Origin of the sequence: Sphaerisporangium sp. NPDC049002 (assembly GCF_040649355.1) — a bacterium.
Taxonomy (GTDB): domain Bacteria; phylum Actinomycetota; class Actinomycetes; order Streptosporangiales; family Streptosporangiaceae; genus Sphaerisporangium.
The window spans coordinates 24209-38386 of sequence record NZ_JBEZFH010000049.1 but is presented as its reverse complement, the minus strand read 5'-3'; the positions used below and the strand labels follow the sequence as shown (position 1 = coordinate 38386).

12 protein-coding genes are annotated in these 14178 nt (G+C 70.3%); 7 read left to right on the top strand and 5 right to left on the bottom strand.

Going from position 1 to position 14178, the window contains the following annotated elements:
* The first annotated feature begins 51 nt into the window (after positions 1 to 51).
* The 5 genes from AB0B89_RS13230 to AB0B89_RS13210 all read left to right on the top strand — a co-directional run bounded on the left by AB0B89_RS13230 (position 52) and on the right by AB0B89_RS13210 (position 4709).
* Positions 52 to 372, top strand: a complete 321-nt coding sequence (locus AB0B89_RS13230) for an ATP-binding protein (protein ID WP_358551847.1) — start codon at positions 52 to 54, stop codon at positions 370 to 372.
* Positions 373 to 783: 411 nt separating this feature from the next.
* A complete protein-coding gene (locus tag AB0B89_RS13225; protein ID WP_358551845.1) occupies positions 784 to 1338 on the top strand; it encodes a hypothetical protein in 555 nt (184 codons plus the stop codon).
* Between the two features lie 177 nt (positions 1339 to 1515).
* Entirely contained in the window at positions 1516 to 2010 is a 495-nt protein-coding gene (locus AB0B89_RS13220) for a hypothetical protein (RefSeq protein WP_358551843.1), read from the top strand.
* 440 nt (positions 2011 to 2450) lie between these two features.
* Positions 2451 to 3641, top strand: coding sequence for a glycosyltransferase (locus AB0B89_RS13215; RefSeq protein WP_358551841.1), 1191 nt, complete (start codon positions 2451 to 2453; stop codon positions 3639 to 3641).
* Between the two features lie 105 nt (positions 3642 to 3746).
* The gene (locus AB0B89_RS13210) at positions 3747 to 4709 is read left to right on the top strand and encodes a UDP-glucuronic acid decarboxylase family protein (protein ID WP_358551839.1); all 963 of its coding nucleotides are present in this window, start codon (positions 3747 to 3749) and stop codon (positions 4707 to 4709) included.
* 42 nt (positions 4710 to 4751) lie between these two features.
* Here the strand turns inward: AB0B89_RS13210 and AB0B89_RS13205 are convergent, their stop codons facing one another.
* Positions 4752 to 6644 (bottom strand): amino acid transporter, encoded by a 1893-nt coding sequence (locus AB0B89_RS13205; protein ID WP_358551837.1) that lies wholly within the window; start codon positions 6642 to 6644, stop codon positions 4752 to 4754.
* Between the two features lie 414 nt (positions 6645 to 7058).
* On the opposite strand from AB0B89_RS13205, the gene AB0B89_RS13200 reads away from it, so the two are divergent.
* Complete coding sequence (locus AB0B89_RS13200) at positions 7059 to 9347, top strand: cellulose binding domain-containing protein (protein WP_358551835.1); 2289 nt, start codon at positions 7059 to 7061, stop codon at positions 9345 to 9347.
* Positions 9348 to 9372: 25 nt separating this feature from the next.
* Here the strand turns inward: AB0B89_RS13200 and AB0B89_RS13195 are convergent, their stop codons facing one another.
* Together AB0B89_RS13195 and AB0B89_RS13190 are read right to left on the bottom strand one after the other, a co-directional pair.
* Entirely contained in the window at positions 9373 to 10539 is a 1167-nt protein-coding gene (locus tag AB0B89_RS13195) for a UDP-N-acetylglucosamine--N-acetylmuramyl-(pentapeptide) pyrophosphoryl-undecaprenol N-acetylglucosamine transferase (protein ID WP_358551833.1), read from the bottom strand.
* 133 nt (positions 10540 to 10672) lie between these two features.
* The gene (locus tag AB0B89_RS13190; protein ID WP_358551831.1) at positions 10673 to 11161 is read right to left on the bottom strand and encodes an NUDIX hydrolase; all 489 of its coding nucleotides are present in this window, start codon (positions 11159 to 11161) and stop codon (positions 10673 to 10675) included.
* Between the two features lie 119 nt (positions 11162 to 11280).
* Here AB0B89_RS13190 and AB0B89_RS13185 point away from each other — a divergent pair, with 119 nt between their 5' ends.
* A complete protein-coding gene (locus AB0B89_RS13185) occupies positions 11281 to 12546 on the top strand; it encodes an MFS transporter (RefSeq protein WP_358551829.1) in 1266 nt (421 codons plus the stop codon).
* Here the strand turns inward: AB0B89_RS13185 and AB0B89_RS13180 are convergent.
* Both AB0B89_RS13180 and AB0B89_RS13175 read right to left on the bottom strand, forming a co-directional pair.
* The gene (locus tag AB0B89_RS13180) at positions 12536 to 13318 is read right to left on the bottom strand and encodes an MBL fold metallo-hydrolase (RefSeq protein WP_358551827.1); all 783 of its coding nucleotides are present in this window, start codon (positions 13316 to 13318) and stop codon (positions 12536 to 12538) included. The two genes, AB0B89_RS13185 and AB0B89_RS13180, sit on opposite strands and share 11 nt — an antisense overlap.
* A 125-nt stretch (positions 13319 to 13443) precedes the next feature.
* Entirely contained in the window at positions 13444 to 14079 is a 636-nt protein-coding gene (locus AB0B89_RS13175) for an SDR family oxidoreductase (protein ID WP_358551825.1), read from the bottom strand.
* Positions 14080 to 14178: the final 99 nt, after the last annotated feature.

The window sequence follows — 14178 nt, the reverse complement described above, 5'->3', positions numbered from 1 at the left end:
CGGCCAGGCAGACGGGGCACTGTAGGTGAACAGCAACCCCACCGTGACCAGGTGTTCTGTAACAGAAGAGGTACATTTCCAAGACTTACTAGCGAACTACTTGCCAACGCGATCACCTACGGCGAGCCCCCGGTCAGGCTGTCCCTGTGGCTGGGGCGCGGCGAGCTGTGCGTCCGCGTGACCGATCACGGTCCCGACCAACCCCGTCACCTGGACCTCGGCATCGAGGCCATACACGGCCGCGGCCTGACCATCGTCGACGCCCTTGCCCACGACTGCGGCCTGACCCCGCTCCCCGACGGCCCCGGCAAGACCGTCTGGGCCCGGTGGCGCCTGTCCTCTCAAACGGCAGAAGCCTCGCCACCCACCTGACGCCGACTACCGCGACCGGGAACCGGACGGACCGATGTGGCTTCTCGACCACAGCAGTGCCCGGCAAGCCTCGCGGGCAGCCCGAAGTGCCGTTGGGCAGCGCCCTTCACGGGGATCCGCTTCGGCCCTGGAGGCTTTCGACCAACGCGGCGATGGCGGCGCTCAACTCGGTGTCCATGCCGCCCATGCTCGCGGGCCGGGCTGATCGTCCGCAGCCGGACAGCAGGACGCCCCTGCCTCCATGGAGGACAGGGGCGCTGCGGTGCGCGGGTTCAGTCGTGGATGTAGACGTCAGCCGCCCGAGATCGCCGAATCGATCCCAGGGATCTGCCGTTGAAGAGGCGTTAACAGAACGGCGGATCGCGGGCCTGGCACCTCCTCTCCGCGGGTTTCGTCGACACCGACGGCGGCATGCTCTTCATCGGGCCCGCGGCCGAGAAGGTCTTCGGACACCGCCACTTCATGGAACTCACCACCGTTTTCACCGCCGCACCGCAGTTCACCGTCCTGCACGGCCGTACGGAACTCGGCCGTACCGACCCGTCGCTGCTCTCCGACCGCGAGGCAGGCCCGCGCCTGCTCCTCCTCGCGGGCCGGAGCTGGCGGGTCACCTGGATCGACTGGAAGCGCCGCCGCTGCTTCGTGGAAGCGGCGGAACGCGGCGGGCGCGCCCGATGGCAGACCGGCGGACTTCCCCAAGGAGCCTCTTTCCCGCTCATGCAGGCGATACGTCAGGTACTCCTGAGGACCGACGTGACCAGGCAGACCTGGAGGTCCGCCGTCGGGAACGCGGCCGTGGGCCTGTGCCTGCCCGAACCGGACTCCAAGGCCATCGAAGGCCTGAAGTTCAACGCCGCCCTCCCGCCACGGCTCGCCGAGCGCACCCTGGCCGCCCGGCTCGCGGACCCTGACGGAGCCACCGCCATACTCAACCTGCCGCAGCGATTCCTCACCAGCAGCCCCTGACCTGCTCTTCACCCGGCACTTAGGCGTATGCGAGGGAGGATTCCGGCTGTCTTTCGAATATGCAACCCATATGCCTCATTTAGCTGGCATATGGGTTGTTGATTAGTCAAGGGGAGGGCATGCTGTGTTAATACGGCCCCATGCGCGGGTGCGTGGCCTGGTGGCGAGGAGGGGCTGATGCAGCCCACGTTGATCGGACTCTCGGACGGGGTGTCCCCCCGCGCACGGGTACGCCTGGCGGGTGACCTGCGGGCGCCGGGGCAGCTCACCGTGGAGGACCTTCGGGGCATGCCGCAGCGGGAGGCGGAGGCGACGTTCCTCTGCCGGAGGTCGGGGGTACGGCGGCACCACTTCGCCGGTCCGCTTCTGGTGGACGTGGCCCGCGCGGCCGAGCCGACCTTCGACGCGTCCGGGCGTAAGGACCGGCTGCGGTTCCTGGTCTCGGTGCTGGGGGGCGACGGTCACCACGCGGTGCTGTCGTGGGGGGAGATCGATCCGGAGTTCGGCAACGCGGAGGTGCTGCTGGCCGTCCAGATGGACGGGCGGGACCTGGACGAGCAGGGGCCTCACCTCGTGGTGCCGGGCGACCGGTGCGGGGGCCGGCACATCAGCAGGATCGTGGAGATCCGCATCTGCGCCGACGCCTCCACGTGGAGCGACCCCCGTCACTGACCCGAAGCTGGACCATCACCGCCCCTTGCCATGACCACCCCGTTTCCGGTCATAGCTTTCGACCCAGTGGCTTTCGGCCCAGACCCGCTATGCGGCCGGCGTCAGGGAAGTCCTCGAAAGCTGACTGACCGGACACCCTTCCGTTCGAAAAATCTCATCGTCCGCGAAGGAAAACCCCGGTCGGTACTGCCGACCTCCGCAGCCGTTCCCCCGAGCGTTGGCTACCCGGGCCGTACGGCGATAAAACCCAGCCAGCCGATACTTAGCGTGACAAATCTCAAGATTCCATGCTGTATACCTCGACTTATGCGCAAAGCCGCGTTTAGCCGCCGCTGCTCTCGGTAACCAGACTCCCTGCCGCCCAACGGAGGTAAGCCGATGCGGGTTCTGGGGATCAACGCCATGTTTCATGATCGGGCAGCGGCGCGATGAGGATCGCCATGGTGTCCGAACATGCCAACCCGCTGGCCGCGGCCGGAGGGGTGGACTCGGGCGGGCAGCACGTCCACGTCGCGGGCCTCGCCGCCGCGCTCGCCACGCTCGGGCACGAGGTGACGGTCTACACGCGGCGCACGGACAAGGACGACCCCGGCACGGCCCCGATGGCACCGGGCGTGACCGTCGAGCACGTTCCCGCGGGGCCGCCCGAACCGGTCCCCAAGGACGAGCTCCTGCCCTACATGCCCGCCTTCGCCGCCTACCTCGCGCGACGCTGGCAGACCGAACGGCCCGACGTGGCGCACGCCCACTACTGGATGAGCGGGATGGCCACGCTCACGGCGGCCGGCGAGCTGGGCGTACCGGTCGTCCAGACGTTCCACGCGCTCGGCGCGGTCGAACGGCGCTGGCAGGGCACGGCCGACCCCAGCCCCCCGAGCCGCGTCGCCATCGAGTACGACATCGGGCAGCGCGCGTCCGCGGTCATCGCCACCTGCACCGACGAGTTCAAGGAGCTCACGGCGCTGGGTGTGCCGGTCGACCGTGTCACGGTCGTACCCTGCGGCGTCGACCTCGGGCTGTTCCGCCCGGACGGCCCCATCATGCGGCACGCCGACCAGAACGGGTACATCCGGATCCTCAGCATCGGCAGGCTCGTCCCCAGCGAGGGCGTCGACACGATCATCGAGGCGATGCCGCACGTGCCAGGAGCCCATCTGATCATCGCGGGTGGCGAGCCCGGCGACGACGAGGCGCTGCGGCTCGGCAGGCTGGCCACCGCGTCCGGCCTGGACGGGCGGGTGCGCCTGATCGGCGGCGTGGACCGCGCGGGCGTACCCGCCCTCATGCGGTCCGCGCAGGTCGTGGTCGCCACGCCGTGGTACGAGCCGTTCGGGATGGTGCCGCTGGAGGCGATGGCCTGCGGGGTCTCGGTCGTCGCGTCGGCGGTCGGCGGGCACCTGGACACGGTGGCCGGCTGCGGCGTCCTGGTGCCCCCGCGACGCCCGAGGGTCCTCGCCGAAGTGCTCCGCGACCTGCTGGCCAGGCCCGACACGCGTACCTCGCTCGCCACCGCCGGGATGCGGCGCGCGCGGTCGAGGTACGGCTGGCCGCTCGTGGCCGCCCAGACGGAATCGGTGTACCGCGGCCTGGTCGGCGACCGCCTGGACAGGCTCGCCACGGCGGAAGGTTGAGGCCATGCTCCTTCCCCGGACTCGACGGCCCGATGCGGGCCTGCTGGAGATCGGCACCGAAGCGCTACTGGATGCCGTCGTGAACCTGATGGGGGTGAGCGTTCCATGACGGCACGCCGGGTGGTGGTCACCGGAGGCGCGGGATTCCTCGGCTCGCATCTGTGCGAGCGCCTGCTGGCCGAGGGCGACTCCGTGATCTGCATGGACAACTTCCTCACCGGCTCGCCGGCCAACGTGGAGCACCTGATGGGCCGCCCGAGGTTCCGGCTCGTGGAGTGCGACCTCACGGGTTTCGTCCACGTGCCGGGTGAGGTGGACCTGGTGCTGCACTTCGCCTCGGCCGCGTCGCCGACCGACTACCTTCGCCATCCGATCGCCACGCTCAAGGTCGGCAGTCTCGGCACGCTGCACGCGCTGGGCCTCGCGCGGGAGAAGGACGCCCGCTTCGTACTCGCCTCGACCAGCGAGGTGTACGGGGACCCGCTGGAGCACCCGCAGCGCGAGACCTACTGGGGGAACGTCAACCCTGTGGGGCCGCGCAGCGTGTACGACGAGGCGAAACGGTTCGCCGAGTCGCTGACGACGGCCTACCGGAACTCCCATGACGTGGACACGGCCATCGTGCGCATCTTCAACACGTACGGCCCGCGCATGCGGCCCCACGACGGGCGGGCCATCCCGACCTTCGTCCGCCAGGCCCTGCACGGGGAGCCGATCACCGTCACAGGGGACGGCAGCCAGACCCGGTCGATCTGCTACGTCGACGACACCGTGCACGGCGTGCTCACCTTGGCCGACAGCGGTTTCGAGGGACCCGTGAACATCGGCAACCCCTCTGAGCTGTCGATGCTCCAGCTCGCCACGATCGTCCGCGACCTGACGGGGTCGTCGTCGCCGATCGCGTTCGTCGACAGGCCGGTGGACGATCCGGGCGTCCGCCGCCCTGACACGTCTCTGGCCGCGCGCCGGCTCGGCTGGCGTCCCGAGATCGACGTGACCACCGGGCTGTTGCGCACCATCTCGTGGTTCGAGCGCCGGCTGATGGAGACGAGCCTGCCGGCATCCTGACCTCAGCGGTACGCGTGGCGCCCTATGGTGCGCGTGGCGTCTTCAGCCGACGTGGACCTGGGGACGCCGGTCCGCGCGGGGTTCGGCCCTGCGGAGGATCTCCCGGGTCAGCTGGGGGACGTCGCCTCCGCCGAGGATGAGATAGCCGAGCAGGGCGAGCACGGGATTGCCCTCGGGCCAGTGGAAGTAGATCTGCGGATTGAGACCGGTCATGTCCCGCAGGTGGAGGAGGATCGCGGCGATCGAGTTGGGCACCGAGGGACTCCGGGTGGTGAGGAAGCGGCAGCCCTCACGCTCTTCGCCCTTGACCTCCAGCGTGCTGCTGAACTCCGAGGCGTCGCCGATCGTCACTTCAAGGAAGAGCACGGGTACGTCCGCGGGCAGGCGGTGCAGCCGGCGGGACCGCCGTTCCTTCGCGTGGTAGTCGACGCGTCCGCGCTCGTCCGGGTTGGTGGAGACCAGGACGAGCTGCCCCGGTGCCGCCGCCTCCCGGACGAACTCCCGCGCGCGCTCGTCCAGCCTGACCTCCTCCACCCGCAGTTCGAGCGACCGGGTGGCCCGGGAGACGAAGGAGGTCAGGATGATCGTGCCGATGAAGAACGAAGCGATCTTGATGCCTTCGGGCCGCTCGAAGATGTTGGCGACCGCGGTGTAGGCGATGACCAGCGTGATCACGCCGAAGTGGACGACCCCTCGCCGATCTCGCCGCCGGTGGGCCGAGATCGTCACGGCCAGCGCGGCCGAGAGGATCACGACGAGCACACCCGTGGCGTACGCGCCGCCCTGGGCGTCCACGTCGGCCCTGAAGATGATCGTGATGGTGAACGCCACGGCGGTGAAGACCAGGACGAGCGGGCGGGTGGCCGTGGCCCAGTGCGGCGCCATGCCGTACCTCGGCAGGTAGCGCGGCACGACCGTCAGCAGGCCTGCCATGGCCGACGCCCCCGCGAACCACAGGATGGTGATCGTGCTGACGTCGTAGACCGTGCCGAATCCCTCGCCCAGGTAGCTGTGGGCGAGGTAGGCGAGGGCACGGCCATTGGCCTTGCCACCTGGCGCGAACTGCCCGGGGGGAATGAGAACGGCCGTGGTGAAGCTGCTGGCGATGAGGAAGAAGCTCATGGTCGACGCCGCCGTCGTGAGCAGTCGTCTCGCTCCCCTGATCCTGCCCAGGGGACGCTCGGGGTCGTCGTCGCCCGAGCCCCGGATCAGCGGCATCACGGCGACACCGGTCTCGAAGCCCGACAGTCCCAGCGCCAGCTTGGGGAAGACCAGCAACGCCACGCCGATCATGACGAGCGGGCTGGAGTAGCGCGCGGTCAGCAGCGCCTCCCAGTGGAGCACAGGACCGGGCGCGGCGAGCAGGTGCTGGAAGGCCACCCCGACGACGACCAGGTTGAGGGCCAGGTAGACGGTGACCAGGCCCACCGCGATGCCGATGGCCTCGCTGAACCCGGCGAGGAACACCACCGCGAGCAGCACGACGAGCGCAAGCGTGACGCCGATCCTGTGACCGTGCAGCACGCCAGGCGCGAGGGGGTTCTCGATGACGTGCGCGGTGGCGTCGGCGGCCGAGAGGGTTATGGTGATGATGAAGTCGGTCGCGAGAAAGCCGAGCAGCACGAGCACGAGGAACTTCCCGGGCCACCCCGGCAGGTGGCGCTGGAGCATGGCGATGCTGCCCTGCCCGTGCGGGCTCTCTTCCGCGACGCGGCGGTAGACCGGCAGCGCGCCGAACAGCGTGACCGCCACGAGCACCAGCGTGGCGATGGGCGACAGCAGGCCCGCGGCCAGGAAGGCGATGCCCGGCTGGTACCCCAGGGTCGAGAAGTAGTCCACCCCGGTGAGGCACATGACGCGCCACCAGGAATGCTGCCTGGAGGGGGTCGCGTGCGCGTCCTTGGTCGACGGTCCCTCCAGAAGCCACCTGGACAACGGCCGCCACCACCGGAAGCCTCCTCCCCCCTCCCCGAAACCACGGTGCCCCGGGGTTCCGTCCCCCGTACCGCCGTGCGCCGGACCACTGTTTCCGGGGTCTCCGTTTCCGGCCGTACCGGGGTCCGTACCCAATACCGTCACTCCCCGTCGCAGACACGCTCGGCCGTTGAAAGTTTCAGCACCTCTCATGCCGGAGACTCGCGGCGTCGCATTGATACCCCCAGGTGAGCACTGGTTTACCCCCGCGGCCTCACTGATCGGAAGAACGGCCGTGAGACCGCCCAAATGGCGGTTTCGCGTGCGTTCATCTAGGTTCCCGTCCAGATCCGGATTCGCAGGCGGCCGCCCTGGCAGATTTACCGATCGTGGAAATTGAAGCGCTTCGATAAATCTCTCGTGAAAGGGAGAGTCATGCGCCACATCGCGAAATCCCCGATGCGTCGACTGGTGGTCACGGGATCGGCGGCGATCACGCTGGCCGCCGCGGTCACGACCGTCTCGGCCGGAGCCGAGGCCGCCGCCGCGGGCTGCCGGGTCGACTACACGGTGTCCTCCCAATGGGCCGGAGGCTTCACCGGGGACGTCAGCGTGACCAACCTCGGTGACGCGATCAACGGCTGGAAGCTCGTGTGGAACTTCACCGCGGGCCAGCAGGTCGTCCAGGCATGGAGCGCCACCGTGTCCCAGAGCGGTGCGCAGGTGACCGCGGCCGACGCCGGCTACAACTCCGCGCTCGCCACCGGCGCGAGCACCTCGTTCGGCTTCAACGGCTCGTGGAACAACTCCAGCAACCCGGTCCCCGGTTCGTTCGCGCTCAACGGCGTCACCTGCACGGGCTCCACCGGGCCGACACCGACCGCCACGCCGACCGCGACCCCCACGGTGACCCCCACGGCGACGCCCACCGTGACCCCGACGCCCACCCCCACGTCCACGACCCCGGCGGCGAACGCGCGCCAGGCGGAGAGGCTGAACCGGGGGCTCATCAGCGCCAGGTCCGGCAGCGGAAACTTCGTCACCTGGCGCATGCTGGGCACCGACCCCGCGAGCGTGGCCTTCAACCTCTACCGGGGCACGACCAAGCTGAACTCCTCACCGATCACCGGCTCCACGAACTACTTCGACAGCGGCGCCGCGGCGGACGCGTCGTACACCGTGCGCCCGGTCGTCAACGGCGCCGAGCAGGCCGCCTCGGAGCCGTCGCTCCGCTTCGGGGGCGGCGACTACCTCGACGTGCGCATACAGCCCCCGTCCGGCGGCACGTCGCCCGACGGCGTCGCCTACACCTACAGCGCGAACGACGCCGGCGTGGGTGACCTCGACGGCGACGGCCAGTACGAGTTCGTGCTCAAGTGGGACCCCTCGAACTCCAAGGACAACTCTCAGTCGGGCTACACCGGCGACGTCTACGTGGACGCCTACCGCCTCAACGGCACCCGCCTGTGGCGGATCGACCTCGGGCGCAACATCCGCGCCGGAGCCCACTACACGCAGTTCCAGGTGTACGACTACGACGGCGACGGCAGGGCCGAGGTCGCCATGAAGACCGCGGACGGCACGGTCGACGGCACCGGCAGGGTCATCGGCAGCTCCTCGGCGGACTACCGCAACAGCTCCGGCTACATCCTGTCCGGGCCCGAGTACCTGACGATGTTCAACGGCCAGACCGGGGCCGCGATGTCCACGGTGAACTACGACCCTCCGCGTGGCACCGTGTCGTCCTGGGGCGACAGCTACGGCAACCGGGTCGACCGGTTCCTGGCCGCGACGGCGTACCTGGACGGCACCAGGCCCAGCCTGGTCATGGCGCGCGGGTACTACACCCGCACGGTCATCGCGGCCTGGGACTTCCGCAACGGCACGCTGACCAAGCGGTGGACGTTCGACTCCAGCAGCTCGGGCAACAGCGCGTACGCGGGCCAGGGCAACCACAACCTGTCCGTCGCGGACGTGGACGGCGACCACAAGGACGAGATCGTCTACGGCGCCATGTGCGTGGACGACACCGGCAGGGGCCTGTGGAACACCGGCAACGGCCACGGAGACGCCATGCACGTCGGCGACCTCGACCCGTCGCGGTCCGGCCTTGAGGTGTTCAAGGTCGACGAGGACGGCAGCAAGCCGAGCTCGTGGATGGCCGACGCCCGTACCGGCCAGATCCTGTGGACGACCCCGTCGAACGGCGACAACGGGCGCGGCGTCTCAGGCGACATCTGGTCGGGCAGCGCGGGCGCCGAGTCGTGGTCCGCCGCCGCCGACGGCCTGCTGAACACCAAGGGCGCCAACGTGGGCCGCAAGCCCTCCTCGATGAACTTCCTGGCCTGGTGGGACGCCGACCCGGTGCGCGAGCTCGTCGACCGCACCCAGGTCGACAAGTACACGACCAGCGGCGAGAGCCGCCTGCTCACGGCTTCCGGGGTCCACTCCAACAACGGCACCAAGGCGACGCCCTCGCTGTCGGCCGACCTGTTCGGCGACTGGCGTGAGGAGATCGTCTGGCCGACCACCGACAACACGGCGCTGCGCGTCTACACGACGACGGCCGTGACCGACCGGCGCGTCTTCACCCTGATGCACGACACCCAGTACCGCGAGGCCATCGCCTGGCAGAACACCGCCTACAACCAGCCGCCCCACCCCAGCTTCTTCATCGGCAACGGCATGACGACCCCGGCCCAGCCCAACATCTACATCCCCTGACCCCCACGCCCACTCGACGACCCGCTCATCGCGGGGCGACGGACAGCAAGATGTCGACGAGCCGGTCTGCCGCGTCGGGCCGACCGTGAGAGCGGGCCCGCGTCGCGATGGCTGCTCGCCGGCCCGGGTCGGCGAGCAGCGGGGCCACAGCCTCCCTCAGGGCGTCCGGGGACACCTCGGCGAGCAGGGCGACCGCGGCGCCGGCCTCGGCCAGGTGTCGCGCGTTGTGCGTCTGCTCGCCGGCGGCGGAACTGGCCAGTGGGACGAGGACCGCGGCCTTGCCCAGCGCGGTCAGTTCGGCGATCGTGCCCGCGCCGCTGCGGGAGACGACCACGTCGGCCAGGGCCAGGACATCAGGCAGCTCGGCGCCGACGTAGCCGGTGAGCAGGTAGCGGGCCGCCAGATCCCCCGGGAGCTCCGCGGCACGCCGGCGCATGTCCTCGACGTTCGCGGGCCCACACTGGTGGACGACGTTCGCTTGGGACAGCAGCCACGGCAAAATGTCGGTCACCAGCCCGTTGATCTGCTGCGATCCTTGGGCGCCGCCGGTGACGTAGACGGTCGGGCGTAGCCCGTCGAAGCCCGCGATGCCCAGGGCCGCCACCGCCCGGTCCGGACGGCCGCGCAGCACCTCGGGCCGTACGGGATTCCCGGTGACGGTGGCGATCGCGCGGGCGGACTCCGGCAGCAGCGGCACGGTCGATTCCGACGACACCGCGATCCGCCTCGCGGCGCGGGCGAGGAGCCGGTTGGCCAGGCCCAGGCGGACCGTCTGCTCGTGGACCACCAGGGGACGGCGGCACAGCTTGGCCGCCAGACCCACCGGGACGGCGACGTAGCCGCCTGTGGACAGCACCACGTCAGGGCGGAAACGGGCGACGATCGAGCGGGCCTGCGCGACGCCCAGCGGCACGCGGAACATGTCGGCCAGGTTGGCAGGTGAGATCATCTTCAGCGGATTGCTTGACCGGCGTACCTTGCCTGTGGCGACCGCGGCGAAAGCGATCCCCTCGGCCGGGGCGACGCGGGCCTCCAGGCCGTGAGCCGCTCCGACCCACAGGACGTCAACGGTCCTGCCCGTGGCCGCGAGCCTGGCCTGGAGTGTGCGAACCGCGGTGAGAGCGGGGTACGTGTGGCCCCCCGTCCCGCCCCCCGTGACGATCAGACGGAAGGGCCCCTCGGCACTGTTCAACAGGAAGCTCCCAATCTGCTACGCCGGGGACTCGACCCGCCGCGCACCCTCTGCCGCGAGCGTCCTCCACCCGCGATGCGAACCTGATCTTCGTAGGCGAGAATAGACGCATCGTGATCACCTCCTGTCCGGCTCAGAGGGCGTAGTCAGGGGAGCCGCCGGTGAGGTAGAAGGTCGTGCCCTGGGCCTTCGCTTCGAGGGCGGCGTGGAGGCGGCGGATCAGGTAGGACGGCATCAGTGCCTTGGCCTCGTCCACGTCGAAGAAGCCGCATTCGTCCAGTTCCTCCTCCTGGAGGATGACGCCTTCGGCGCCCGGCAGGGTGCCGCAGTCGAACAGGAAGTGCACCAGGGGCAGCGGGCGCTCGGAGAACGGCGGCACCCAGTGCACGCCCAGGAACCTGCCGACCGGCAGGGTGAGCCCCAGTTCCTCGGTGATCTCGCGCGCGCACGCCTCGTCCGGAGTCTCGTCCTCGTCCACGTGACCGCCGGGCCAGAGCCAGTGGTCGCGGTAGTTGGGCTTGACGAGCAGCACGCGGCCTGACGGATCGGTGATGAGCGCCCCCGAACTCGCGAGGGTCTTGTTGATCCGTTCGTAGAAGAGGTCAGACGAGATCGCAGCCATGATCCGACCGTAACGCCGAGGACGGCGCCACTCCCTCAAGGGCCGGCCCCGTAGTCGCGCACCTGGGACAAAGATCCCGGTAACAGTTCAGAAACGACCAAACAGTAAAATATTCCATCATGGCGGGCGAGCGGGTACCCAGACGGGTTTGGATCATCTGGGTCATCGGCGTCTTCGCTTACGCCGTCGCCGTCTTCCACCGCCAGTCGCTCGGCGTCGCCGGCATCGAAGCGGGCCTCCGCCTCGGCGTCGGGGCGACCGGGCTTTCGATGCTCGCCATGCTCCAGATCCTGGTGTACGCCGGGATGCAGATCCCCGTCGGCATGCTCGTCGACCGGCTCGGCTCCAAGCGGATGCTGCTCATCGGGGCCGGTGTCATGGCCTGCGGCCAGCTCGTCTTCGCCCTCTCAGGCGGCCTGCTCGACGCCGTCGGCGGCAGGATCCTGGTGGGCTGCGGCGACGCCATGACGTTCATCAGCGTCATCCGGCTCGTCAGCGTCTGGTTCCCCGCGCGGCGCAACCCGCTGATCGTCCAGCTCACCGGCCTGCTCGGGCAGCTCGGCGCGATCGCCTCGGCCGTGCCGCTCATCCAGGGCCTGCACCGCTACGGCTGGACGCCCACCTTCCTGACCGCCGCCGCCGTCGGCGGGTTCTCCCTGGCGCTGGTGGCGGTGCTGCTGCGCGACTCCCGCCCGGCGGAGGCGGCCGAGCGCCCACGCCTCCGCGAGGCGTGGGCCGAGCCGGGGACCCGCCTCGGCATGTGGACCCATGCCGCGACCCAGTCGTCCGCCGCCGCGTTCCTGCTGCTGTGGGGCTACCCGTTCCTGGTCGAGGGCCAGGGGCTGCGGCCCGCCACGGCGGGCGTGCTGCTCACCACGCTCACCCTGCTGGGCATGGCGTGCGGGCCCGTGCTCGGCTACCTCGCCGGACGCCACCCCTTCCACCGGTCGCGCATGGTGCTGATCGTCATCGGCACGACCGCCGGGGCCTGGACCGCCGTGCTGCTGTGGCCGGGGCGCGCACCCGTCTGGCTGCTCGTGGTCCTGGTGGTGGTGCTCGCCGGGAACGGCCCTGGCTCCATGATCGGGTTCGACTTCGCCCGGACGTTCAACCCGGCCACGCGCATCGGCGTGGCCACCGGCATCGTCAACGGCGGCGGCTTCGTCGCCACCATGGCGGTGATCGCCCTCATCGGCATCGCGCTGGACCTCCGCGGCGGCGTCGGCCTTCCGGCCTACCGCTGGGCTTTCGCCGTGCAGTACCCCGTCTGGATCCTCGGCGCCGTCCAGGTGCTGCGCTATCGCGGCAAGGCGCGCAAGCTGATCTCCCAGCTCAGCGAGGGCCTTGGAAAGGTGCGGGACACGGCGGAGACGATCACGAAATAGGGCCGAGCTCGGTGAAGGCCTCGGGGAAGTGCCCGGTGCCGATCAGGCCGCCGCGGGCGCGCACCTCGCGCAGGAGGTCCTCCCTGGTCGACACCGCCAGCTCGGGGTCGAGGTCGTGGGCGTAGGTGATCGCCGGGTTGACGAGCTGGACGGGATGGAGCACCGCGTCGCCCGTCAGCGTCAGCGTCCCGATCTCGACCACCTGGTGGCCAGGCGTGTGACCGGGTGCGAGCCGGACGCGGACGCCGGGGACGACCTCGGCGTCGCCCTCCACGACGTCGACCAGCCCGGTCAGCGGGCGGAGCACCCGCTCCAGGATGGGATGCGGACCGGTGCCCTCGATCCAGTCGACCTCGGCCCGCTGGAGGACGTGCCGGGCGTCGGGGAACGCGGGGACGCCGTCGGCCACGGCGCCGCCGGCGTGGTCGCTGTGCAGGTGGGTGAGCACCACGGTGCCGACGTCCCCCGGCGCGACGCCCCGCGCGGCCAGCTCGCCCATCAGGCCCCCTGGCACGGGCGCCCAGCTCGACGCGGGCGAGTCCGACCCGCCGATGCCGGTGTCCACCAGGACCGTACGCCCCGCGCGGTCGCGCAGCAGGTAGCAGCGGAAGTGCAGGACCCAGTCGTCGCCGGGGACCCTGGCCCAGTCGTCGGGCGAGCCCCCGGAGAGGATCTCTCGCACCGGCTGCCTGAGGTCACCCCCAATCGGGCCCACCGCGTCGCACAGCGGGATCACCTCGACACCCGCGATCGACCTGGGCGCGTACGACATCGCACTCCCTCGTCCGGACGGCAGTGCGGCCAGACTAGCGATCGGGGCTCGCGGGTGATCGCCCGATGCCCTCACCCCCGCCGGCGTGGCGTCACTCCGGCAGGTGGGCACGTCGTGGGCGCGGGTCAGTACGCCACCCCGACCACCTGCTTCACCGTCGCGGGGTCGTCCACCACCGCGAGCAGCGCGTGCGCCAGGTCGGCCCGCGAGATCGTGTAGCCGCGCGGCACGTTCCCCCCGACGACCCGGCGGTAGGTGCCCGTGAGCGGCTTGTCGGTCAGGCGGGGCGGGCGGACGATGGTCCACTCGACCGCGCTGTGCCGGACTTCCTGCTCCATCGCCCCGAGGTCGGCGTACACGTCGCGAAGGGTCCTGCGCAGCAGCGGCAGCGCGATCGCCCGGTACCACAGGGCCTCCCCCTCGGGGACGGGGCCGACCGGCACCGCGCTGAGGACCGCGAGCCGGCGCACGTCGCTCGCGTCCATCGCCCGCAGGATCGACCGCAGCGCCATCGACGCGATGCCCGCCTCCTTGCGGCTGTTCGCCCCGAGCGCCGAGATGACGGCCTCCCGGCCGGCGAGCGCGGGGCGCAGCGCTTCGGGGCTGGTGACGTCGGCGGTCACCACCTCCAGCGCGGAGTGGCTGATGGGCAGGCGCGCGGGATCGCGCACGACCGCGGCGACCTGGTGCCCGGCGTCCAGCGCCTGCCGGACGACCTCTCTGCCCGTGCCGCCGGTAGCTCCGAAGACGGTGAGCTTCATGAGACATCCCCCATAAGTTGGTGAGCACTCACTCACATCATAGGATGAGTACCCGCTCTCCGCGCGGGCAAAGCCCGGGACCGCCGAAAGGAAGAACCG